Origin of the sequence: Agromyces mediolanus, from assembly GCF_044917495.1 — a bacterium.
Taxonomy (GTDB): domain Bacteria; phylum Actinomycetota; class Actinomycetes; order Actinomycetales; family Microbacteriaceae; genus Agromyces; species Agromyces mediolanus_B.
Genome location: NZ_JAVSSI010000011.1, coordinates 88,394 through 111,622 on the forward strand (window position 1 = coordinate 88,394; position 23,229 = coordinate 111,622).

At 74.7% G+C, this 23,229-nt stretch carries 16 protein-coding genes; 9 read left to right on the forward strand and 7 right to left on the reverse strand.

Annotation, left to right across the window (positions count from 1 at the left end; translation table 11 throughout):
- Window positions 1–42: 42 nt before the first annotated feature.
- From ROT00_RS15060 to ROT00_RS15095, 8 genes are all read left to right on the forward strand, one after another.
- Window positions 43–1,173, forward strand: coding sequence for a serine/threonine-protein kinase (locus tag ROT00_RS15060; protein ID WP_404775844.1), 1,131 nt, complete (start codon window positions 43–45; stop codon window positions 1,171–1,173).
- Complete coding sequence (locus ROT00_RS15065) at window positions 1,173–7,184, forward strand: Ig-like domain-containing protein (RefSeq protein WP_404775845.1); 6,012 nt, start codon at window positions 1,173–1,175, stop codon at window positions 7,182–7,184. The genes ROT00_RS15060 and ROT00_RS15065 overlap by 1 nt, the downstream gene beginning before the upstream one ends.
- Before the next feature lie 124 nt (window positions 7,185–7,308).
- Window positions 7,309–8,274, forward strand: coding sequence for an AAA family ATPase (locus tag ROT00_RS15070; protein ID WP_404775846.1), 966 nt, complete (start codon window positions 7,309–7,311; stop codon window positions 8,272–8,274).
- The gene (locus ROT00_RS15075; RefSeq protein WP_404775847.1) at window positions 8,271–9,659 is read left to right on the forward strand and encodes a DUF58 domain-containing protein; all 1,389 of its coding nucleotides are present in this window, start codon (window positions 8,271–8,273) and stop codon (window positions 9,657–9,659) included. Before ROT00_RS15070 ends, ROT00_RS15075 begins: the two co-directional genes overlap by 4 nt.
- Window positions 9,656–12,202 carry a transglutaminase family protein gene (locus ROT00_RS15080; protein ID WP_404775848.1) on the forward strand — a complete coding sequence of 849 codons (2,547 nt, stop codon included), beginning with the start codon at window positions 9,656–9,658 and terminating at the stop codon, window positions 12,200–12,202. The genes ROT00_RS15075 and ROT00_RS15080 overlap by 4 nt, the downstream gene beginning before the upstream one ends.
- Window positions 12,199–13,704: a DUF5684 domain-containing protein gene (locus ROT00_RS15085; protein WP_404775849.1), complete on the forward strand. Its 1,506-nt coding sequence runs from the start codon at window positions 12,199–12,201 to the stop codon at window positions 13,702–13,704. The genes ROT00_RS15080 and ROT00_RS15085 overlap by 4 nt, the downstream gene beginning before the upstream one ends.
- Window positions 13,701–14,543: a PP2C family protein-serine/threonine phosphatase gene (locus ROT00_RS15090; RefSeq protein ID WP_404775850.1), complete on the forward strand. Its 843-nt coding sequence runs from the start codon at window positions 13,701–13,703 to the stop codon at window positions 14,541–14,543. The genes ROT00_RS15085 and ROT00_RS15090 overlap by 4 nt, the downstream gene beginning before the upstream one ends.
- Window positions 14,540–15,199 (forward strand): hypothetical protein, encoded by a 660-nt coding sequence (locus ROT00_RS15095; RefSeq protein ID WP_404775851.1) that lies wholly within the window; start codon window positions 14,540–14,542, stop codon window positions 15,197–15,199. The genes ROT00_RS15090 and ROT00_RS15095 overlap by 4 nt, the downstream gene beginning before the upstream one ends.
- Window positions 15,200–15,208: 9 nt before the next feature.
- Here ROT00_RS15095 and ROT00_RS15100 read toward each other — a convergent pair whose 3' ends face one another.
- The 3 genes from ROT00_RS15100 to ROT00_RS15110 all read right to left on the reverse strand — a co-directional run bounded on the left by ROT00_RS15100 (window position 15,209) and on the right by ROT00_RS15110 (window position 17,867).
- Window positions 15,209–16,042, reverse strand: coding sequence for an ABC transporter permease (locus ROT00_RS15100; RefSeq protein ID WP_404775852.1), 834 nt, complete (start codon window positions 16,040–16,042; stop codon window positions 15,209–15,211).
- The gene (locus tag ROT00_RS15105) at window positions 16,039–16,935 is read right to left on the reverse strand and encodes an ABC transporter ATP-binding protein (RefSeq protein WP_404775853.1); all 897 of its coding nucleotides are present in this window, start codon (window positions 16,933–16,935) and stop codon (window positions 16,039–16,041) included. The genes ROT00_RS15100 and ROT00_RS15105 overlap by 4 nt, the downstream gene beginning before the upstream one ends.
- 119 nt (window positions 16,936–17,054) lie before the next feature.
- Window positions 17,055–17,867 carry an isocitrate lyase/PEP mutase family protein gene (locus ROT00_RS15110; RefSeq protein ID WP_404775854.1) on the reverse strand — a complete coding sequence of 271 codons (813 nt, stop codon included), beginning with the start codon at window positions 17,865–17,867 and terminating at the stop codon, window positions 17,055–17,057.
- A gap of 86 nt (window positions 17,868–17,953) precedes the next feature.
- On the opposite strand from ROT00_RS15110, the gene ROT00_RS15115 reads away from it, so the two are divergent.
- Window positions 17,954–19,420, forward strand: a complete 1,467-nt coding sequence (locus ROT00_RS15115) for an LssY C-terminal domain-containing protein (RefSeq protein WP_404775855.1) — start codon at window positions 17,954–17,956, stop codon at window positions 19,418–19,420.
- A 101-nt stretch (window positions 19,421–19,521) separates the two neighbouring features.
- Here the strand turns inward: ROT00_RS15115 and ROT00_RS15120 are convergent, their stop codons facing one another.
- From ROT00_RS15120 to ROT00_RS15135, 4 genes are all read right to left on the reverse strand, one after another.
- The gene (locus tag ROT00_RS15120; RefSeq protein ID WP_404775856.1) at window positions 19,522–20,325 is read right to left on the reverse strand and encodes a siderophore-interacting protein; all 804 of its coding nucleotides are present in this window, start codon (window positions 20,323–20,325) and stop codon (window positions 19,522–19,524) included.
- A gap of 36 nt (window positions 20,326–20,361) precedes the next feature.
- Window positions 20,362–21,219, reverse strand: coding sequence for an iron ABC transporter ATP-binding protein (locus tag ROT00_RS15125; protein WP_404775857.1), 858 nt, complete (start codon window positions 21,217–21,219; stop codon window positions 20,362–20,364).
- Complete coding sequence (locus ROT00_RS15130; RefSeq protein WP_404775858.1) at window positions 21,216–22,268, reverse strand: iron chelate uptake ABC transporter family permease subunit; 1,053 nt, start codon at window positions 22,266–22,268, stop codon at window positions 21,216–21,218. The genes ROT00_RS15125 and ROT00_RS15130 overlap by 4 nt, the downstream gene beginning before the upstream one ends.
- The coding region (locus ROT00_RS15135) for an ABC transporter permease (protein ID WP_404775859.1) at window positions 22,265–23,229 on the reverse strand (965 nt) is incomplete at its 5' end. The genes ROT00_RS15135 and ROT00_RS15130, both read right to left, overlap by 4 nt.

The window sequence follows — 23,229 nt, forward strand, 5'->3', positions numbered from 1 at the left end:
GCCTGTCGGCGGTCCGACGACGAGCTGGCAGGGAGGGGCCGCGTGGCGAAGCGATTGCCTTCTGCGCCGCCAGTGCTCGCGGGCTACAGCTACGTGCGCCCGCTCGGCACCGGCGGCTTCGCCGACGTCTTCCTCTACGAGCAGGACCTGCCGCGCCGCGTCACCGCCGTGAAAGTGCTGCTCGTCGACGTCGTCGACGCCGAGGCGCGCCGCTCCTTCACGGTCGAGGCCGACGCGATGGCGAGGCTCAGCGCGCACCCGTCGATCGTCACGATCCACCAGGCCTCCATCTCCGCCGACGGCCGGCCCTACCTCGTCATGGAGTACTGCCCCGACTCGCTCGGCGCCAAGGCGAAGCGCGGACCGATGCCGTACGACGAGGTGCTCGACATCGGCGTCCGGATGGCGGGCGCCCTCGAGACCGCCCACCGCACCGGACTCCTGCACCGCGACATCAAGCCGAGCAATCTGCTGCTGAACTCGCTCGGGGCCCCCGTGCTCGCCGACTTCGGCATCGCCGCCGCGATCGGCGACGGGCAGGGCGAGGCCTTCGCCATGTCGATCCCGTGGAGCGCGCCGGAGGTGCTCGGCGAGCAGACCACGGGCACCGTGGCCTCCGAGATCTGGGGGCTCGGCGCCACGCTGTACACGCTCCTCGCGGGGCACAGCCCCTTCGAGCTGCCCGACCGCGCGCGCAACACCGTCGATCAGCTCTCCCGCCGGGTGCTCTCCGCCAGGTACACGCCGCTGTCCCCGCGCGGGGTGCCGCCGCGCATCGATGCGGTGCTCGCGACCGCGATGCAGCGCGACCCGTCCCGCCGCTACGCCTCGATGAACGAGTTCGGCGAGCAGCTGCGCTGGGCGCAGTACGAGCTCGGGCTCACGCCGACGACGCTCGAGGTCGCCGCCCCGGAGTGGGCCGCCGCCGCCCCCATCGACTTCGCCGACGCCTCCAACCGCGGCCCCGTCGTGTCCACCGTGAAGCCGGACGGCCGCCTCGCCTCGCGCACCGCCGCTGCCGTCACGCCCCGGGGCCGCATCGTCGACGACGGCGGGCTCGCGGCCGCGCCGACGCGGAACGGATGGCTGAAGCCGACGCTCATCGGCGTGGGCGCCGGCGTCGGCGTCCTCGTCGCCGGCACCGTCGCCCTGAACCTCGCGGGCGTGCTCTGATGGCGGCCGCGCAGCGCGAGCGCAGCGGTCGTCGTCCGTCGCGCGGCACGATCATCGGCGCGGTGGCTGGGGTCGCGGCCGTCGCGACGGTCGTCACGCTCGCCGTCACCGCCAACGGCTACGAGGCCCAGCAGGTGCCGCGCCTCGAGACCTCCGTGTGGGTGAGCCGCGACGCCGGGCAGTACGCCCGGGTGAACACCGACCTGGCCGAGATCGACGTCGTCCGCGACGTCGACGACCCCAGCGCCATCGTGCAGTCCGGTGCCCGGGCCTCCGTCTACAGCCAGGGGCTCGGGCAGCGCTGGCCGCTGAACGTCGCCGACCCGGTCGACCTCGTCGGCGACGAGGGCGTCGGCGGCACCCCGACCCCGGTCGGCACCCGCGAGGTGCAGTCCGCCGGCGACTGGATCGCCTACCGCACCGACACGGGCACCGTGCACGTCGGCCGCATCGAGAGCGAGCAGCCGGTGCCCGTCGACCCCTTCGCGGGCGAGGAGGGCGGCGGCTCCGACGACGAGACCTACGCGGCGAACGCGATCGGCGTCTCGCCGAGCGGACAGCTCGTGATGTACTCGGCGCGCGAAGGGGCGGTGCGCAGCTACGACGCGGAGAGCGGCCGCTTCGGGGAGGCGGTCCCGATCGAGGCGCCGCCCGCCGCGGACGCCGGCGTGCAGCTCGCCGTGGTCGACGACCACTGGGGGGTCGTCGACGCGGCCGACGGACGCGCCTGGATCGACGGCGGCGCGCCGATCGAACTCGACGCGGGCGCCGACGCGCTGCTCCAGCAGAGCTCCGCCTCCGGCGACGCCGCCTACCTCGCCGACGCCGACGGCCTCCTCGCGATCCCGCTCGACGGGGACGCGCCCGAGCGCGTCGTCGCCGACGGGGGCACCCCGGCGCGGCCGGTCGTCGCCGGCGGCGCGATCGTGGCGGCCTGGCTCGCCCCCGGCGGCGGCAGCGCCTGGTCGAGCGACACCGGCGAGTCGATCGCCCTCGGCATGCCGCCCGGCGAGAACGACGGCTCCGCCTCGCTGTCGCCCGTGCTCCGCACCAACGGCGACCGCGCCGTGCTGAACGAGACCGCGAGCGGGCTCCTCTGGACGCTGCCCGACGGCCGGCTCGTCCCGCTCGAGCAGTGGAACCTCGACGACGAGGTCGAGGACAAGGTCGGCACGCAGCAGGTCGAGGACCTCGCCCGGCAGGAGCCCCCGGTCGCCGTCGCCGACTCCTTCGGCGTGCGCGCCGGCCAGCAGGTCGAGCTCCCCGTGCTGCTGAACGATCACGACCCGAACTCGAAGGACGTGCTGACCGTCGACCGCGCCTCCATGGCCGGCGGCCTCGCCGATCCGGGCTTCGGCGAGCTCTCGCTCGTCGCGAACGACCAGACGCCCACCGTCCGCGTGCGTGCGACGAGCGGTTCGACCACCTTCAGCTACGCCGTCACCGACGGGCAGGCGAGCTCCGCGCCGGTCACCGTCACGCTCACCGTCGTGCCCGACGACCAGAACTCGGCGCCGGTCTGGTGCGGCGTCGAGGGCTGCGTGCAGCAGTGGCCGTCGCCGCAGCTGATGCCCGGCGGCACGGCCATCGTCGACGTGCTCTCCGGCTGGGTCGACCCGGAGGGCGACGCCTTCGTCCTCGCCGGCGCGGAGCCGCTCGACCCGGCCGCCCCCGTCACGGTCGTGCCGATGGGCAACGGCCGCGTCGCCATCCGCCACACCGACCCCAACGCGGCGGGCACGAGCGTCCCCGTCAAGATCACCGTCGCCGACGTGCACGGCGCGAGCGCCGAGGCGACCCTCGACGTGCGCGTCACGTCGAGCGCGGGACTCGACGTCTCCCCGGTGGCGGTGACGGCCGGCGCCGGCCGCACCGCGATCGTCTCCATCGCCGACCACGCCTCGGGGGGATCGGGCTCGCTGCGGCTCCTCGACGCCGTGCCGACGGCCTCGGCGGAGGGCGCCGGACTCGAGGTCGTGCCGAACGCGGCCGCCGGACAGGTCGAGCTGCGCGCCGCCGAGCCGGGCGCGTACACCGCGACGTTCACCGTGCAGGACCTCGTGACGCGGGCCGAGCAGGCCGCGACCATCCGGGTGACCGTCGCACCGCCGGGCGCCCCGATCGCGATCGCCCCGATGACCGCGTTCGTCCGGCAGGGCGAGGACACCATGGTCGACGTGCTCGGCGCCGTGCAGAACACCGGCGGCCGGGTGCTCATGGTCACCGATGCCGTCTCCGTCTCGCCCGAGCTCAACATCGGCCTCGTCGGCCAGTCGCAGGTGCGCGTCGCCGGCGCGACCGCCGACGGCCAGCCCGGCCTCGTCGGGCGGGCCAGGGTCACCGTCTCGGACGGCGCCGGCGGCACCGCGGTCGGCGACCTCAGCGTCTTCCTCGTGGCCCGGACGGCCGGGCTCAGCCCCATCGCGATGCCCGACACCGTGACGATGCGCGCGGGCGAGCTCGTCAGCATCCCCGTCACCGCGAACGACGTCAGCCCCAGAGCCGAGCGGCTCGTCGTGCACCCCGAGGTCACCGGCTCGGGCACGAAGGGGGAGCTCGTCTTCGCGTCCGGCAGCTCGATCCGCTACCTCGCGCCGAAGACGCCCGGCACCTACGAGCTCGGCTACGCCGTCGGCCTCGAGCAGGCGCCGGACCGGCTCGACCACTCCACCGTCACCGTCACCGTGCTGCCCGACGGGGCGAACCGGGCCCCGCAGCCGCGGTCACTCGTCGCGAGGGTGCTGAGCGGGCAGAGCGTGTCGATCCCGGTGCCGGCCGCGGGCATGGACCCCGACGGCGACCGCACCGTGCTCACCGCGGTGACCCAGCCCGGCGCGGGGCTCGGCGTCGCGACGATCTCCGCCGAGGGCGACGCGATCGTCTACACCGCGCCCGCCGACGGCACCGGCGACACCCAGCCGAGCTTCGAGTACACGGTCCGGGACGCGTCCGGCGCGACCGGCAGCGCCGCCGTGCGCGTGGGCGTGCTGACCGCCGCGGTGAGCGATGCGGCCCCCGTCACCTTCAGCGACTACGTGCGGGTGCAGCGCTCCTCCGATGCGCCCGTCACCCTCGACCCGGCCGGCAACGACCTCGACCCCGCGCAGGGCGCGCTCCGGCTCGTGAAGCTCGTGCCGAACGCCCCGGAGGGCACGCCCGAGTACGAGCGCCTCCTCGCGCTCATCGACGATCGCACCTCCCTCGCCGACCGCCGCGTCGTGCTCCGCGCGGGCGACGTCGTCGGCACCAACTCGTACCGCTACACCGTGGCCTCCGAGCGCACGTCCTCCACCGCCGAGGGCCTCGTCGTCGTGAACGTCACCGAGGCGGCGTCGACCGACGTGCCCGTGGTGAGCGACACGGTCGTGACGGCCCGTTCGCGGCTGGATCTCGAGCAGCGCGGCCTCGACGTCGTGAGCGGCCGGGTCGTCTGGGCCTCCGGCGATGCGCGCTCGCTGAAGCTCGAGCTGTGGGGCTCGGCGGCGTCCGCGGCCGGGTACTCGGTCGAGGGCCAGCGCATCCGCGGGCCGCTGCCGGCCGCCGGGGCGCTCGTCCCGTTCCGCCTGAGCGGCACGAACGCCGCGGGCGGCGAGGTCGAGGCGTTCGGCTTCCTCATCGTGCCGTCGGCCGACGAGCTCCGCGTCCAGCTCCGCGGCGACGTCAGCCCCGTCGAGGTGAAGGAGGAGGGGACGAAGACCTTCGACGTCGCGAAGCTCCTCGACCTCGCCTCCGGCGACAAGGTCGAGGTCGCCGGCGACGGGAAGTACCCCGTGCAGCGGAAGGCCGCGAGCTGCGCCCCCGCGGGCGGCACGAGCGTCGAGTACCGCGCCGGCGCCGGCTCCCCCTGGTCGGACCTCTGCCTCGTCGGCGTCCGGCTGCCCGGCCAGCGCGAGTGGTCGCAGGTGGCGGTGCCGATCGCGGTCATCCCCAAGGACCCCCAGGCCATCCTCTCCGCCGTGTCGCGCACGGTCGCGCCCGGTGCGAGCGAGATCGTCCGCCTGTACGACGAGATGACGAGCTGGGAGGGCGGCCGCGAGGGCGACCGCGGCAAGCTCGACTACGCCGTCACCTACCAGGGCAGCGCGTTCACGGTCACGCAGCAGGGCGCCAAGGTCACCGTCGAGGCGCGGGCGGATGCCCGGCCGGGCACCCGCGAGACCGTCACCGTCGGCGTGAGCGCCTTCGGCGGGCTGACCTCGGCCATCACGCTCGTCGTCGGGCAGGCGCCGGCCGATCAACCGCGCGGCGCCGTCTTCACCCGGCAGTGCTCGGTCGATCAGGGCAGCTCCTGCTCGATCCCGGTCGTCGGGGTGTCCGGCGAGTACGACCCGTTCGCCGGGAAGACCGGCTCCGGCCTGAAGCTCCGCTCGATCGGATCGACCTCGTGCCCCGTCGCCGGCATCGGCATGCAGGGGGACACGGCGATCACCGTCACCTGGCCGAGCGGCCAGAACGCCTACGGCGGCGAGTGCGTCGTGCCGTTCACCGTCGCAGACGCGCAGGGCCGCACGGGCGAGGGCCGGGTCACGGTCGACCTGCTCGGCCTGCCGCAGGCGCCCGCGTCGATCGCGACCGCGGACTACACGAAGAACTCCGTGACGATGGAGGTGTCCCTCGGCGAGGCGCTGCGCGCGCACCCGGCGGTGACGGGCGTGGAGATCCTCGAGGGCGGCCGTTCCGTCGGCGCCGACTGCCGCCCCGGCGCACCTGGCGTCTGGCTGTGCGTCGTCGGCGGGCTCGTGCCCGGCGAGCGGCACTCGTACTCGGCACGGGCCGTGAACGGCGTCGGCGCCTCGGCCGCGACGAGCTCCGTCGAGGCCTGGGCGTACGAGGCCCCGACGGTCGACGGCGTCGTCGCGACGCCCGTGTACCGGGCGGGCACGACCGCGCAGGGCACCGGCGTGGTGCAGCTGTCGATCACGGCGGATGCCGACGCGCGCTCGTTCCGCGTGCAGGAGACCGGGCAGACGATCGACCGCACCGGCAAGCAGACGACGGTCGATCTCGCGCTCGCGCCCGGGCCGCAGACGATCACGCTCGTCCCGATCAGCGTCTACACGCCGCCGACCGGGCGCGGCAACAACGAGGGCGGGCAGGTCTCGACCCCGGTCACCGTGGCCGGTGCCCCGTACTTCGATCCGAACGGCATCGCGGCGACCGCGACGACGAACTCCTCGATCCGCATCTCGGGCGTCGGGCTGCAGCAGAACCACAGCGCGAAGCCGGGCGAGATGGTCTACTTCGCCTGGCGTTCGGGGAGCGAGCCGCAGTGCTCCGCCGACGGCAGCGGCGCCCTGACGTACAGCGCGGGCTCGGCGAAGGTCTCGAGCACGCCCGACATCGACGGGCTCGACGAGCGCAAGCGCTACCTGATCAAGGCCTGCGGCTCGAACGGCTTCGGCGTGGTCGCCTCCGGCGTCGGCGAGGTGCGCGTCTACACGAGCGCCGACACCCCGACGGGCGAGGCCAGCTACACGGTCGCGACCTCGCCCGCGCAGAACGGCCGCCACTACCGCTACGAGGTCACCGGGCCGAGCCTCGCCGCCATCGAGGACTTCCACGTCGAGTACCGTTCCAGCAGCACCGGCTGGACGAGCAACTTCGGCGCCGCCGTGAACGACGGCTCGAATCCCGGCCAGGTCTTCGCCCGTCAGTGCCACAACACCTGGGGCGGCCTGTACTGCTCGAACGAGATCCAGGTGGGTGCGGAGACCGCGCCTGCGCCCGTGTCGGTCGACTTCAGCGGCGCCTGCGTCGCGATCCCGCCGAACGAGTCGAACGTCTCGCTCGCCGAGGCGGGCGTGACCGTGACGAGCGCCGGCGCCGGGTCGGCCGTGCTGCGCAGTTGGACGCGGGATGCCGCGAACTCCCCGACGACGGCGACGGTGGTGGTCGGCTTCGACGGGGCGTACGGCGATCTCGCGGACATCACCCGGGACGTCGACGTGTGCCCGGCGCCCGACCCGGATCCGCCGACCGACCCCGACCCCGACCCGGAGACCGGCGGATGAGCGGCCGTCGCGCGTTCCGCCCCGGCATCCGCCCCGGCATCCGCCCCGCCGCCCGCCGCTCCGGCATCCGCCGCTCCGCCGTCCCCGCCTTCCGCAGCACCGATCCCCGCCGAGAGGACCACCGATGACCATCGCCCCCGAACAGGCCGCCTGGTTCCACGAGACGTTCGGCCTCCTCGCGGACAACGTCGAGCAGGCGCTGCTCGGCAAGCGGCACGTCATCGAGCTCGTGCTCGCGACCGCGGTCTCCGGCGGCCACGTGCTGCTCGAGGACGCGCCCGGCACCGGCAAGACCGCGCTCGCCCGCGCGATCGGGCAGACCATCCACGGCACGAGCTCGCGCATCCAGTTCACGCCCGACCTGCTGCCCGGCGACGTCACGGGCATCACCGTGTTCGACCAGAAGACGGGCGAGTTCGAGTTCCACGCCGGGCCCGTGTTCGCGAACATCGTGCTCGCCGACGAGATCAACCGGGCGAGCCCGAAGACGCAGTCCGCGCTCCTCGAGGTGATGGAGGAGGGGCAGGTCACGATCGACGGCGTCACCCGCGCGGTCGGTTCGCCCTTCCTCGTGCTCGCGACGCAGAACCCCATCGAGCAGGGCGGCACCTACCGGCTGCCGGAGGCCCAGCTCGACCGCTTCGCGATCAAGACCTCGATCGGGTACCCCGACGAGGCCGCGACGATGCGCATCCTCCAGGGCGTCGGCTCGCCCAAGGGCGAGCTCGAGGCGATCGTCGGCACCGACACCATCGTCGCGATGACCGAGCTCTCCCGGAGCGTCTACGTCAACCCGCTCGTCTCCGACTACATCATGCGCCTGGTCGACGCGACCCGTCGGGCCTCCGAGGTGCGCCTCGGCGTCAGCGTCCGCGGGGCCATCGCGCTGTCGCGGCTCGCGATGACCTGGGCGGCGGCCGCCGGGCGCAGCTACGCGACGCCGGACGACGTGCGCGAGCTCGCCGTGGCCGCCCTCTCGCACCGGCTGGTGCTCGAGCCGGAGGCCGAGTTCGACGGGGTCACCCAGGCCGCCGTCGTGAACCAGATCCTGCTCGACGTGCCCGCGCCGAGGGAGAACGGGGTGGCGTGAGCGCACCCGAACGCCTGCTCCGCGAACCCGCGGGCCACGACACCGTCACCTCGACGCGCGGCGCGAGCGTCACGCGCCGTTCGGCGACCCGTCTCGGCGGCATCACGGGTGGGGCGGTGCGGCTGCGCCGCGGCTGGCGGCGCGCGGGCGACGGCGCGGTCCGCGCGGTGCGCTGGGTGCGCGAGACGGTGTCCCCGGCCGGGATGCTCCTCGCGGTGCTCGCCGTCGGCGGCATCGCGGCGGGGTGGGCGTTCGGCTGGATGGAGGCCTGGGTCGTCGCGGTGATCGCGGGCGTCCTGCTCCTCGCCTGCGTGCCCTTCCTGCTCGGGGCGCACGACTACCGGGTCCGGCTCGAGCTCGACCGCGACCGGGTGGTCGCCGGCTCGGAGATCCGCGGCGGGCTCGACCTCGTGAACGAGGGGCGCCGGCTCGCGCTGCCGGGCGTCGTCGACCTCCCCGTCGGCCGAGGCCTCGTCGAGGCGCACGTGCCGCTCCTCCGCGCGGGCGCCCACCACCACGAGGAGCTCGTGATCGCCGCCCAGCGCCGCGGCGTGATCGACGTCGGCCCGATGACCGTCTCGCGGGGCGACCCGCTGCGGATCCTCCGTCGCGAGCTCAGCTGGCCCGAGGTACAGCGCGTCTACGTGCATCCGGTCACGGCGCAGCTGCCGCCGTCGAGCGCGGGCCTCATCCGCGACCTGGAGGGCGCGCCGTCGAGTCAGCTCGTCGACGCCGACCTCTCCTTCCACGCCGTCCGCGAGTACGTGCCGGGCGACTCCCAGCGGCACATCCACTGGAAGGCGACCGCCCGCACCGGCACCCTCATGGTGCGCCAGTACGAGGAATCGCGGCACGCCCGCATCGCCGTGCTCCTCGACCTCGACCTTGAGGGCTACCGCGACGAGGACGAGTTCGAGCTCGCGGTGAGCGCGGCGGCGTCGCTCGGCGTGCAGGGCGTCCGAGAGGGGCGGGACGTGCTCGTGGGCGTGAGCGCGGAGCTCGACCCCGACGACCGCGGCAGCGTGCAGGCCATGCGCTCGCTCCCGACCATCTCGCCGCGCGTGCTCCTCGACGCCACCTCGGCGATCGAGGGCGCCTCCGCCGACGACGCCGATGCCCGGGTCATCCGCCTCGAGTCGCTCGCCGCGCTCGTCGCCAGGTCCTTCGCCGACCTCTCCATCGCCTACCTCGTGACCGGTGCGGAGGTGCCGACCGCCCGCCTGCGCCGCGCCGCGGTCGCCCTGCCGCCGGGCATCGCGATCGTCGCGGTGCGCTGCGAGCCCGGCGCCGAGCCCGGCCTCCGCCGCTCGCGCGAGCTCGCCGTGCTCACGATCGCCGAGCTCGACGACCTCGGCCAGCTGCTCGCGAGAGGAGCCGGCCGATGAGCGCGCAGGAGGCGGCCCCGAGCCGCGGGCGCCGCGCCGACCGGCCCGAGCGCGGCCCGTCGCCGTTCGACACGGCGAGCCTGCTCGGGCTCGGCTACGTCGTGGTCGCGGTCGTCCTCGCCACGATCGCCGCCTGGCCCGTCTACGCCTCGCCGCGGATGCTGCTGGTCGCGGCGGTCGGCCTCGCGCTCGGCCTCGGCATCGCGATCCTCGCGCGCGTGCTGCGCTGGCGCGGGCTCGGCGGGGCGCTCCTCGTCGTCGCCGCGGCGGTCGTCGGCTACGCGCTCGTCGTCGTCCCGGTGGCGATCCCCTCCGCGCTCGGCAGTCCGTCGCGCTTCCTCGACGGCGTCCGCGACGGCTTCGTCGGGATCGTCGTCGGCTGGAAGCAGCTGCTCACGCTCGCGCTGCCGCTCGGCGAGTACCAGGCGGTGCTCGTGCCGTTCCTCCTGGTGATCCTGCTCGGCTCCCTCGTCGGCGGGCTCCTCGTCGTGCCCGACCGGAGCTGGTCGCCGCTCGCCGTGCTCGTCGGCTTCGGCATGACCGCGTTCGGCATCGTCTTCGGCTCCAGTGCGCTCAGCGCCCCGATCTGGATCGGGCCCGTGCAGGTGCCCGCCCCGCGCGAGCTCCTCGTCGGCGTCGGCGGGCTGATCGCGGCGGTCGGCTGGCTGCTGCTCCGCTCCCGCTCCGCGCGGCGCATCGCCCTCCAGCGGGCGACGGCCGGCACGGTCCAGCGCGCCGGGCTGTCGGGCTGGGTCGCGGTGCGCCGTCGCGCCGTCGCCGGTGGACTCGTCGCGGTCGCCCTCGTCGCGGGTGCCGCCGTCGCCCCGGCCGCCGCCGAGCTCGCCGACCGCAGCGCGCTCCGCGACCGGATCGACCCCGAGCTCGCGGTCCGGCAGGCGCCGTCCCCGCTCACCGGCTACCGCGCCGCGTTCACGAGCGACCGCATCGACGAGCCCTGGCTCGAACTCGACGGCGACACCGCCGGGGTCGAACGGGTGCGCATCGCGACGCTCGACGAGTTCGACGGCGAGATGTTCCAGGTCGCCGCCGACCCCGCCGACGCGGACACCCGCTTCACCCGGCTGCCCCGCGCCGCCATCCGGGGCGCGGACGACGCCGAGTTCGAGCTGACCGTCGGCGACGGCTACCGCGGCCTCTGGGTGCCCGCCCCGCTCGGGCTGATCGCGGCGCCCGACTTCTCCGGGGAGCGCGCGGTGGCGCTCGAAGACGGCTTCCACCGCTCCGCGGACGGGGCGACCTCCATCTCGATCGCCCCGCTGCCCGGCTCGAGCGGCCGCGACGCCGAGCGCGGCCTCACCGCCGGCGACCGCTACCGGCTCGTGGCGCACGCCGACGAGACCCGGGGGCTCGACGTCCTCGGCAGCCCCGCGACGCAGTCGGCCCTCGACGAGGAGTCCTACCCGGCCCTCACGGCGTGGGTCGAACTGCAGGCGCAGCCGCGCACGGCGGAGGGCCTCGCGACGCTCGTGGAGCGGCTCCGCGCCCGCGGCTACCTCAGCCACGCCGCCACCGACGGCGAGGCCGCCGCCGGCTGGATCGAGCGGATGGGGTCGGGCTACGCCTTCCTGCCGAGCTACTCGGGCCACTCGACCGCGCGCATCGAAGCCCTCTTCACCCAGCTCGTCGACCAGCAGCGCCTCGCCGGCGAGCAGGCGAGCGACGCGGAGCTCGTCGCGGGCGTCGGCGACGACGAGCAGTTCTCCGCCGCGGTCGCCCTCCTCGCCCGCTCCCTCGGCTACGAGTCGCGCGTCGTGCTCGGCTTCCGCCTCGCGGGGGCCGAGGAGGTCGACGGCGTCGAACGCTGCGACGAGGTCTGCCCGGGCGGGGCGCTCACCGCCTGGGTCGAGGTGCGTTCGCCGAACGGCGAGTGGGCGACGGTGGACGTCACCCCGCAGCACGAGGTCGCGCCGAGCTTCATCAAGGAGGGCGAGCAGCTCCCGCAGCATCCGACCCGCCCGGAACGGCCCGACACCGACACGCTCGACCCGCCGCCCGCGCAGAGCGACGCGAGCGAGGCAGAGGCCGCACCGGTCGAGGACGCCGGCACCGATCTCTCGCTGCTCTTCGGCGTGCTGAAGTGGACCGGTCTCGGGCTCGCCGCGCTCCTCTGCCTCCTGCTGCCGCTCCTCGCCCTGCTCGCGGCGAAGCGCTGGCGCCGCGCGGCGCGGCGACGCGAGTCCGCTCCGGAGGTGCGCATCGTCGGCGCGTGGGACGAGCTCGTCGACCGCTACGTCGACGAGGGCGTCATCCCGGGCGAGTCCGCCACCCGCGCGGCGACGGCGCGTGCGAGCGGTCGGCCCGCCGCGGCCGCGCTCGCCGCACTCGTCGAACGGGCCGTCTTCGCCGGCGACCCGCCGAGCCCTGCCGACGCGGATGCCGCGTGGGCTATCGTCGATCAGGAGACCACGGCCCTCCGCAGCCGGGAGGGTGCGCCCCGCCGGCTCGCGGTGACGCTGTCGTTCGCGTCGTTCCTGCGTTCCATCCGACCCGCACGTGTTCTCATCGAGGAGCCCGCCAGATGACCCCCGCCGATTCCCAGCAGCTCGCCGTCGTCATGCTCGTGACGACGCTCGTCTGGCTCCTCGTCGCCGTCGGACTCTACGTCTGGTACGCCGCGATGCTCGCCCGCGTCTTCCAGAAGTTCGGCCTCCCCGCGTGGTCGGCGTGGGTGCCGGTCTACAACGAGATGCAGCTCTTCGGGCTCGGCGGGCAGCCCAAGTGGGCCGCGATCCTGCTGTATCTCCCGATCGTGCAGCTCGTCGGGCTCTACTTCCGCATCCTCGCGGTGCACCGGGTGACCACGCAGTGCTGGCGCGGGGTCGGCACGACCGTCGTCGGCATCCTGCTGCCGCCCGTGTGGGCGACGATGCTCGCCCTCGGCGCCGCACCCGATCCGGAACGCGGCCGGCTGCCGAAGCCGTTCGGCACGAACACCGGCCCCTCGCCCCTCGCCCAGGGCCCGCTCGCGGCCGGTCAGCCCGGCGTCATCCCGCCGGTGGCCCCGCAGGGGTCGGCGTTCCTGCCGTCGCAGGAGCCCTTCGCCGCCGGCGGAGCCGCCCACGCCCCGTTCTCCGCTCCGCAGCCCGCGACCGCCCGCCCGGCCCCCGCGGCCCCCGCGGCCGCGCCGATCGTGCCGCCGAGCTTCGCGGTGCCGCCGGTCGCCCCGCCCGCGGGCGGCACCCTGCCCCCGGCCGCGCCCGCCCAGCCCGCGCCGGCGCAGCCCGCGCCGGCCCAGCCCGCGCCGGCCCAGGCGGCGCCGCCCCAGCCGCCGGCTCCGCAGGCCCAGCCGCAGCCGTCGGCCCCGCCGGCCGCGCCCGCGTTCGCCCCGCCGCCCGCTCCGCCCGCTCCCGCGTCGTCGGCTCCCGCGGTTCCGCCCGCCGCTCCCACGGTTCCGCCCGCCGCGCCCGCCGCTGCACCCGCGTCACCCGCCCCGCCCGCCGAGCCCGGGCGCATCGAGCCGATGCCGCCCGGCCCGGCGTTCGTCGAGTCGGCCTCGGCCTTCGCGGACTCCGCCTCGATGTTCGCCGGAGCCGCCTCCGCCTTCGCGGCATCCGCCCGCGCCGAACCGGCCTTCACCGCCCCCGGCGACGACGACATCGCCGACGCCGCCACGATCATGGTCGCGCCCGCCGAGGAGGACCCGATCGACCGCACCGTCGTCGTCGAGCGCCGGCCGCGCGTCAGCTGGACGCTCGTCACCGACGACGGCGCCCGGCTCCCCCTCGACGCCGCGCTCGTCGTGCTCGGCCGCAACCCGCGGCAGGTGGGGGAGGGCGAGCAGCGGCTCGTCGTCCCCGACCCGAGCCGCACGCTCTCGAAGACCCACGCCGAGCTGCGGCGCGACGGCGAGCAGTGGACCGTGGTCGACCTCGGCTCGACGAACGGCGTGCTCGTGCCCGACCGCTTCGGCGAGGAGCAGCTGATCGATCCCGGCGTGCCGACGCCGGTCGGCGAGCGGCTCGTGCTCGGCACCCTCGGCCTCCGGCTGCTCCGCAGCGACGCCGAGAGGACCGGCCCGGTATGACCGATCTCCACGCCGTCACCGTCGCCACCGCCGTCGCGAGCGACGTCGGGCTCGTCCGGCGCGCGAACGAGGACTCCGCGCTCGCGGAGTGGCCGGTCTTCCTCGTCGCCGACGGGATGGGCGGCTACGAGGCGGGCGACCGGGCGAGCGCCGCGGTCGTCGAGGCGTTCCGCCGCCATGTCGCCGGACGGCCGTACGCGACCGTGGCCTCGGTGCGCGACGCGCTGAGCGCCGCCGCCGACGAGGTGGCCAAGGTCGCCGCCGAGACCGATCGCGGCGCGGGCAGCACCGTCACCGGCGTAGTGCTCATCGAGGACGAGGACGAGGGCGAGCCCGCCTGGCTCGTCTTCAACGTCGGCGACTCGCGGGTCTACCGGCACCACGGCACGGAGCTCGAGCAGCTCACCATCGACCACTCGCTCGGCCAGGAGCTCATCGACCGCGGCGCGATGCGGCGCGAGGACCTCGCGAGCTTCGACCGCCGCAACGTCATCACCCGCGCCATCGGCGCCCCGGACAGCACCGCCGACAGCTGGCTCCTGCCCGTCGTCAACGGCGAACGGCTGCTGCTCTGCTCCGACGGGCTCACCGCCGAGGTGAGCGACGAGGGCATCCGGGCGACGCTCACGATGAGCGGCCGGCCCGAGTCCGCCGCGCAGGCGCTCGTGCAGCGGGCGCGGCAGGCCGGCGGGCGCGACAACATCACGGTCGTCGTCGTCGACGTCATCTCCGGCGGCATCGAGGAGCTCGGCGACGGCACCACGTCGATCCGTCCCGCGGCCGACGGCGAGGCCGCCGACGACCACACCACGATCCCGGTGCGCCGGGCGGCATCGTGACCGAGGAGCGTGCACCCGAAGAGGGTGCGCACGAGGAGCTCGACGACGCGACGGTGATCGTCGAGCGCACGGCCGAGCGCGCGGCCGGGTACGGGATCGACCCGGCGGACGCCGACACCGCCGACCGCCCCGAGGAGGCGACCGTCGTCGTCGACCGCTCGGGACGCGGCGTCCGGCGCGGCACCGCGGATGCCGGCGAGGCAGCCACCGCGGAGGGCGACTCGGTCGACGGCGCCGCCGCGAACGGCCCGGGCGTCGACGGCCCCGCCCTCGACGGCGCCGCGGCCGACCGCCCCGGGGCCGCGGCATCCGGAGACGCGGTGCTGCACGCGCCCAGCCGATCCCGGCGCCGCCGCCGGGAACCGAAGCCCGCCCCGGTCTCGGACGAGGTGCTCCGCACCGCGGAGCCCGGTCCCGGCGTCGGCGTCCTCGACCGCTATCCGGCGCGCACGGGCGAGCCGCTGCGCATGCCGATCCCCGACCTCGGCGAAGGACCGGGGCCCACCCGCGACCCCGCGGCCGCCCTGCCGTCGGTGGCGAAGCGCAGCCGCCGCACCGCCGTCGGCGCGATCATCGCGGTCGTCGTCGCCGGGGCGCTCGGGCTCGCCGGACTCGTCGCCGTCGGTTCGATCCTCTGGCGCACCCTCTTCGGCTGAGCGAGCGGTTCAGGACACGTCGCGGCGCCAGCTCGTCGCCGCGCCGATCGCGGCGAGCACGACGGCGATGCCGAACAGCACGAGCCCGCCCTGCCACCAGTCGAGCGACTGCGCGGCCCCGCCGGGCGTCGCGAGCGAGTAGAACGAGGCGCCCACCAGCGCGTCGCTCGCCGCCCCGGGCAGGAACTTGCCGATCGAGGAGGTCACGTCGGAGAACGAGGCGGCGAGGCGCAGCAGCGGCTCGACGAACTGGGTGAACGCGAGCACGATCACGATCGCGGCGACCTGGTTCGGCACCACCGATCCGAGGGCGGCGCCGATCGCGGCCCAGAGCGCCATCGCGAGGATGCCCCGGCCCACCATCGCCCAGGTGTCGCTCTGGTCGAGCATCGGGTCGAGGCCGAACGCGGCGAGCATGGCGGCGCCCGCGCCCACGGTGCCGAGGAACGCGATGACGCCGAAGCCGGCGCCGATCGGCAGCTGCGCCACGAGCTTCGCGGCGAGCACCGAGGTGCGCTGCGGTGTCGCGAGGAACGTCGCGGTGAGGGTGCGGTGCCGGAACTCGCCGGTCACCGCGAGCACGCCGATGATCACGGCGAACACGTAGCCGAGCGAGGTCGCGAAGCTGTAGACGAGCGGCGCGAGCTGCGCGCCGCCGATCGGGGGCGCCTCGGTGCCGGTCGCGGCGGCCGCCTCGGGGTTCGCGATCGTGAAGCCGAACAGGGCGCCGAGGCCGCCGGCGGTGAACGCGAGGTAGGCGAACATGATGATGGCGAGCAGCCACCACATGCGGGTGGTCGTCACCTTCAGGAACTCGGATGCCAGAACGCGCACGATGCTCACCCCTCGCCCTCGCCGACGAGCGCGAGGAAGGCGTCCTCGAGCTCGGACTTCATCCGGTGCAGCTCCGACAGCTCCACGCCCCCCACGAAGGCGGCGCGGCCCACCCGACCGGGTTCCGGTTCGTCGACGATGAAGCCGTTCCGCCCCTCCGCATAGCCGAGGCCCGCCGCGTCGAGCGCCGCCGCGAGCGCGGGACGATCGGGGGAGTCCACGACGGTGCGCGGCGCCCGGTCGAGCTCGAGGCTCGCGAGGGTGCCGGTGCGCATGAGCTTGCCGCGGGCGATGATGACGACCTCGTCGACCGACTGCTGCACCTCGCTCAGCAGGTGCGAACTGATCAGCACCGTGCGGCCCTCGGCCGCGAGTCGCTGCAGGAAGCCGCGGATCCAGCGGATGCCCTCCGGGTCGAGGCCGTTGATCGGCTCGTCGAGGACGAGCACCGAGGGGTCGCCGAGCAGGGCCGTGGCGAGGGAGAGCCGCTGCCGCATGCCGAGCGAGTAGCCGCCGACGCGGCGGGCCGCGTACTCGGTCATGCCGACCTGCTCGAGCACCGCGTCGACCCGCTGCCGGGGCAGGCCCGCCGCCGTCGCGTAGACGCGCAGGTGGTCGCGGCCGCTGCGGCCGGGGTGGAAGCTCGCGTCGAGCGCGGCGCCGACGGTCTCCAGCGGACGCTCGAGCTTCGCGTACGGCGTGCCGCCGAAGGTCGCCGTGCCGGAGTCGGCGCGGACGAGGCCGAGCAGCATCCGCAGCGTCGTCGTCTTGCCCGCCCCGTTCGGCCCGAGGAAGCCGGTCACGACCCCCGGGCGGACGGTGAAGCTGAGGTCGTCGACCGCGGCGACCTGACCGAACCGCTTGCCGAGTCCCGAGACCTCGATGGGGATGCCGCCTGCCATGCGCTCTCCTCACGTGTGGCGGGCGCTGCCGCCTGCCCTCACCCTAGCGACGGATGCCGGGCGAGGCATCCGTCCCACGGGGGAGATGGCTGATTCGATGAGCCGCGCGGGATGCGCGCCTAGTTCAGCGGGCGGATGCCGGCCGGCAGCACGCCGCCCGCGTAGAGCCCGGCCGCGGCATCCTCGAGCGCGCCGAGCGCCACCCGCTGCGTGTACGGGCCGTAGGAGACGCGGGCGACCCCGAGCTCCGCGAGGCGGGCGGGCGCGGGAACGCCGGGCAGACCGATCACGCTCAGCCGGCGCTCGCCGAGGGCGTCGACGAGCTCGGCGATCTCCGCCTCGCCGAGCGCGCCCGGCACGAAGACGCACGTCGCGCCCTCGTCGAGGTACGCTCGGCCGCGCTCGATCGCGTCGGCCAGCCACACCTCACGGGGGCGCTCGTGCCCGCGGAGCCAGGCGTCGGTGCGGGCGTTCAGCGCGAACGGCACGCCCTCGGCCTCGGCGGCGGCGACCGCGGCGCGGACGGCGGCGACCGAGTCGCCGAGCGGCTTCAGCTCGTCTTCGAGGTTCGCGCCCACGACGCCCTCGCCGATCGCCCGGCGGATCGTCTCGCCCGGGGCGCCGTAGCCCGCCTCGAGGTCGGCGCTCACCGGGACCTCGACGGCGCGGGCGATGCGGCCGGCCATGTCGAGCATCAGCTCGACCGGGATGCGCTCGCCGTCGGGGTAGCCGAAGCTCGCCGCGATCGAGTGGCTCGCGGTCGCGATCGCGGTGGTGCCGGGCAGCGCCTCGACGACCTTGGCGCTCACCACGTCCCAGACGTTCACCACCTGCAGCAGTTCGGGCGCCGCGTGCAGCTCGCGCAGGCGCTCGGCGCGGGAGACGGTGAGCTCGGCGAGGTGGGCGGCGTGGTCGTGCGGCGTGGAGGTCATGAGGCGAGGGTAGCCGGGGCTGCTGACGCCAGCCGCGGACGGTGGCGGAAGCCCCTGGCCCGGCGGGGAATCGCTAGCATGACCGCATGGGGGCGACGACGGCGACCGGGGGCAGGCGGCTCTCGGTCAACGCGCTGCTCGACGGCGCCGTCTTCGTCTACGCGGGCGTCGCCGCGATCTGGCTCGCGTGGCTCGTGCTCAGCGAGTCCTTCGGCTTCGGCTGGTTCGGCATCCTGTTCTTCCTCGCGTTCTGGCTGCTGCTCGCGTACCTCGTGCTGCCCCGCTTCCACCGGATCCTCACGACGATCTACGTCCCGGACTACTTCATCGGCCGCGCGCGCACGAGCGACGGCCTCCTCGGCGATCCCGTGAACCTCGCCCTGCTCGGCGAGGAGTCGGCCGTGCACGAGGCGATGCGCCGAGCCGGCTGGACCCGCGCCGACGACGTCGACGCCGCCTCGAGCTGGCGCATCGTCCTCTCGACCATCACCCGGCGCAGCTACGACGAGGCGCCGGTGAGCCCGCTCTTCCTGTTCGGACGGATGCAGGACTTCGCCTACCAGCAGGAGGTCGAGGGCAACCCGGCGAAGCGGCACCACGTGCGGTTCTGGCGCACGCCCGCGGGATGGCTCCTCCCGGGCGGCCGCCGGGTCGACTGGCTCGCCGCGGGCACGTTCGACCGCGCTGTCGGCTTCTCCCTGTTCACCCTGCAGATCACGCACAAGATCGACGCCGACACCGACATCGAGCGGGACCACATCGTGCGCACGGTGGTCGAGTCGGGCGTGCCGTCGGCGGTCGACGTGATCCGCGACTTCTCGACCGGGTACCACTCCCGGAACGGCGGCGGCGACACGATCACGACCGACGGCGACCTGCCCGTGCTCGCGCTCGGCTCGGCCGCCGAACACGACGCGACCGAGGGTTCGATCGCGGCATCCGGCCGCGGCGAGACGGCACGGGCGGTGCACGCCGAGCCCGCCGAGCCCGCCGCGCACGCCGATCCCGCCGCGCACGCCGATCCCGCCGCGCACGCCGAGACCGGAAAGCGCACCGCGTTCGAGCCGCTGACCCGCCTCGCCGAGCGCGACGCGGAGCGCGCGGAGCTCGCGCGCGTGCAGCGGCGCCCCGCGGCGACCTCGCTCGGTGCGCTGCTCATCGTGGTCCGGGTGCTGCTCGGCGTGATCTGGCTCATCGGGCTGTCGATCCAGTGGCCGACGATCGCGCGCGAACTCGACCTCGTGGCCGACGGCGTCTCGGACGCGGACGTCTCCGGGTTCGTGCTCGGCGCGATCCTCGTGGCCGGGGCGATCGTGCTGCTCGCCGAGCTGGTGTTCGCCTGGCTCGTCTTCCGCGGCAGCAACTGGGCGCGCATCACGGTGATGGTCGTCGCGATCCTCAGCACGTTCGTCTCCGCGATCGACTACTTCGGCGGCGACGCCGAGATCACGATCCGCACGACGCTGCTGACGCTCGCGGTCGACATCCTCGTGCTCCTCGCCCTCTCGAGCCGCTCGGCCCGCGCCTACGCGCGCCGCCGCCGCGAGCCCTGACACAACTCAGGAACATCTGGCAGTTATGCGCCCCGAGGATTCGGGGATGCCGCGGCATCACGCGGATCGTGCGGGAGCGTTCCTGAGTTGTGCGAGGCGGTTCAGTGCGGCGCGTGGTACTCCGCCTCGCCGCGGCGCCAGTACCCCTTCACCACGACCTGCTCCGACGAAAGCCCCCAGCGCTCCAGCACCAGCGCGCGCCCGGGCTTCACGATCGCGTGCTCGGCCGCGACGAAGGCGAACACCTCGCCGGCGGGCCGGTCGGCCTCGCCGAGCGCATCGAGGGCAGCGGCGAGCGCCTCGCCCGCGGGTCGTCCGTCGCGGTGCACCCAGCGCAGCTCGGTGCCCGCGGGCGCCTCGAAGGCGGGCTGATGCGAGGCATCCGGCACCTCGACGAGCACGAGGCCGCGCGCCGTGGCGTCGCCCGCGCGGGAGAGCCGGGCGAGGAAGCGGCGGATCGCGGGGAGCGCCGTCTCGTCGCCCGCGAGGAGCCAGCCGTCGGGCTCGCCCGTGATCACCATCGAGCCGCGCGGGCCGCCGACGCCGATGACCGAGCCGATCGGCGCGCGGTCGGCCCAGCGGCCGGCGATACCGTGCTCGCCGTGCACCACGAACTCGATCTCGAGCACGCCGGCGTCGCCGTCCCAGGCGAGCGGCGTGTACTCGCGGCTCGGGGCCGCGCGCAGCGCCTCGACGTCGCCCACGGGCGCCTCGGTGCCGTCGGCCGGCCGCTCGCCCGGGAAGAACAGGCGGATGTGGTCGTCGCTGCCGAGCGAGTCGAAGCCGCGCAGCGCCTCGCCCTCGAGCCTGATGCGCAGGTAGTGCGGGGCCAGCCGCTCGCGGGCGGTGAGGGTGACGGGGCGGAAGACGAGCTCGCGGGGAACGCGGTCGAGGGTGAAGGGCATGGCGGGTCCTTTCGGTGGGCCGGTCGGTTCAGCGTTTCAGAACTCAGGAACGGATGCCTCGGCGGGCGCCTGATTCCGGGGCATCCCGATCTCCTCGCCCGGCAGATCCGCCACGTGTTCCTGAGTCGTGGGGGCGGGGCGGTAGTAGACGGCGAGGCGGTGTCCGCCGTGCTGCACGACCTCGACGGGGGTGTCGAACACGGCGGAGAGCACCTCGGGGCGCATGATCTCCTCCGGCGTCCCCGAGGCGACCACGCGTCCCTCGGCGAGGGCGATGATCCGGTCGGCGTACGCGGAGGCGAAGTTCACGTCGTGCACGACGAGCACGATCGTCTTGCCGAGCTCGTCGGCGGCGTCGCGCAGCCGCTGCATCATGGCGGCGGCGTGCCGCATGTCGAGCGCCGCGAGGGGCTCGTCGAGCAGCACGACCTCGGTGTCCTGGGCGAGCACCATCGCGACGAAGGCGCGCTGGCGCTGCCCGCCAGACAGCTCGTCGAGGTAGCGCTCCTCGAAGCCCTCGAGGTCGAGGAAGGCGAGCGCCCGGTCGACGGCTTCCCGGTCGGCGGCGGTCAGCCGGCCCTGCGAGTGCGGGAACCGGCCGAAGGAGACGAGCTGGCGCACGGTGAGCCGGGCGACGAAGTGGTTCTCCTGCTTCAGGATCGACACGACCTTGGCGAGCTCGCGCGGCTTCGCCGACACGACGTCGAGGCCGCCGACGCGCACCCGCCCGGCGTCGGGGTCGAGCAGTCGGCCGACGATCGTCAGCAGGGTCGACTTGCCGGCGCCGTTCGGGCCGACCAGCGCGGTGAGCCCGCCCTCGGCGATCTCCACGTCGACCGGCCCGAGCGCGCGGGTCGCGCGGTAGTGCTTGTCGACCGCTTCGATGGTGATCAACGCAGCCCCTTCCTGAGGATGACGATGAGGAACGCGAGCCCGCCGACGAACTCGATGACGATGCTCACGAGCCCGGCCGCGGCGAAGACGTGCTGCATCACGAAGTACGCGCCGAGCAGGGTCGCGAGGCCGAGCAGCACCGCGACGGGCAGCACGTGGCCGTGCCGGTCGGAGGAGACGAACTGGTAGCTCATGATCGCGACGAGGAAGCCGAAGAACGTCATCGGCCCGACCATCGTCGTCGACACCGACACGAGCACCGCGACGACGACGAGGAGCACCACGATCTCGCGCCGGTAGCGCAGGCCGAGGCTCGTCGCGGCATCCCGGCCGAGCGCGACGACGTCGAGCGCCGCCCGCCTCCGCCACGCCCACACGGCCATCGCCGCGACGAGGAGGGCCGCCCAGGGCAGCACCTCCGGGTTGCCGCGGCCGATGCTGCCGTAGAGGCGGGCCGAGAGCACGTCGAACTCGCTCGGCGTGAGCAGCCGCTGCAGGAACGTCGAGACCGAGCCGAAACCGACGCCGAGCACGACGCCGACGAGGAGGAGCACGTGCAGGTTCGCCCGCCTGCCGGAGAACAACCAGCCGTAGAGCAGGGTCGCGAAGAGCACCATGAGCGCGCACTGGGCGACGATCTTGCCGACGCCCTCGACCTGCGTCGCCGCCATCCCGAACGCGAAGACGAGCGCCGTCTGCAGCAGCGTGTAGAGCGCGTCGAAGCCCAGGATCGACGGGGTCAGGATGCGATTGCCGGTCGCCGTGTGGAAGAGCACGGTCGCGAGCGCCTGGGCCGCGGCGACGAGCGCGATGGTCGCGACCGCGACGGAGCGGCTCTGCACGATCACCCAGAAGCCCGGCTGGTCGACGGGCACGGGATTGCCCCAGGCGAGCAGGCCGACGGCGAAGACGACGGCGGCGGCGCCCGCGATGAGCGCCGCGAGCGGGACGCGGCGCTCGCGCGGGCGCCGGACCGCGGTCGGACGGGCGGATGCCTCGTCCGCGCCCCGGGCGGCCGCGCCCCGGGCGGATGCCTCGACCGCGCTCACGAGCGCACCGCCCGCTGGCGCAGGAGCAGCGCGATGAACACCGCGCTGCCGACGATGCCGAGCACCATCGAGACGGGCACCTCGAACGGCATCCGCACCGTGCGGCCGACCAGGTCGCAGAGGGTCACGAGGGCGACGCCGCCCACGCACACCCACGGCAGGTTCGAGCGCAGGTCGTCGCCGCGGATCATCGACACGATGTTCGGCACGACGAGACCGAGGAACGGCAGGAAGCCGACGACGACCACGGTCACGCCCGTGGCGATCGCGACGAGGGAGGTGCCGAGCAGCACGACCGCCTCGTAGCGGACCCCGACGGTGGTCGCGACGTCGCGACCGAGCCCGGCGACCGTGAGCCGGTCGGCGACGACGAAGACGAGGATCGTGACGAGCGCGACCGCCCAGAGCACCTCGTAGCGGCCGCGGACGACGCTCGTGAAGCTGCCCATGAACCAGGTGCCGAGGAGCTGCAGCGCGTTGTTCGTCGCTGCGAGGTAGGTGGTGACGGCGCTCACGACGGCGCCGAGCATGATGCCGATGAGCGGCACCACGAGGGTCGAGCGGAGGGCGATCCGCCGGAGCACCGCGAGGAAGACGAGGGTGCCCGCGAAGGCGGCGAGCGAGGCGACGACCATCTGCAGGGGGAGCGGCGCGGTCGGCACGACGAGGAGGGTGACGAGGAGGCCGAGCGCGGCCCACTCGGTGGTGCCGGAGGTGGTGGCGTCGACGAAGCGGTTCTGCGTGAGCATCTGCATCACGAGCCCGCTCACGGCCATCGCGCAGCCCGAGAGCACGAGCGCGATGGTGCGCGGCACCCGGGTGATCCAGAACATCTCCTCCTTGCCGAGGCGCTGGATGCGCTCGGCCGGGAGCCCGGCGATCTTCTGCCAGAGGGCCGCCGCCTCGTCGTCGGTCTCGTACACGGTGACCCACAGGTCGCGCTCGTCGAAGCCGAGGCCGC

Coding starts and splice junctions, on each gene's coding strand:
- ROT00_RS15065 (WP_404775845.1), top strand. CDS start 1,173: ATGGCGGCCGCGCAGCGCGAGCGCAGCGGTCGTCGTCCGTCGCGCGGC.
- ROT00_RS15070 (WP_404775846.1), top strand. CDS start 7,309: ATGACCATCGCCCCCGAACAGGCCGCCTGGTTCCACGAGACGTTCGGC.
- ROT00_RS15080 (WP_404775848.1), top strand. CDS start 9,656: ATGAGCGCGCAGGAGGCGGCCCCGAGCCGCGGGCGCCGCGCCGACCGG.
- ROT00_RS15085 (WP_404775849.1), top strand. CDS start 12,199: ATGACCCCCGCCGATTCCCAGCAGCTCGCCGTCGTCATGCTCGTGACG.
- ROT00_RS15090 (WP_404775850.1), top strand. CDS start 13,701: ATGACCGATCTCCACGCCGTCACCGTCGCCACCGCCGTCGCGAGCGAC.
- ROT00_RS15105 (WP_404775853.1), bottom strand. CDS start 16,935: ATGGCAGGCGGCATCCCCATCGAGGTCTCGGGACTCGGCAAGCGGTTC.
- ROT00_RS15110 (WP_404775854.1), bottom strand. CDS start 17,867: ATGACCTCCACGCCGCACGACCACGCCGCCCACCTCGCCGAGCTCACC.
- ROT00_RS15115 (WP_404775855.1), top strand. CDS start 17,954: ATGGGGGCGACGACGGCGACCGGGGGCAGGCGGCTCTCGGTCAACGCG.
- ROT00_RS15120 (WP_404775856.1), bottom strand. CDS start 20,325: ATGCCCTTCACCCTCGACCGCGTTCCCCGCGAGCTCGTCTTCCGCCCC.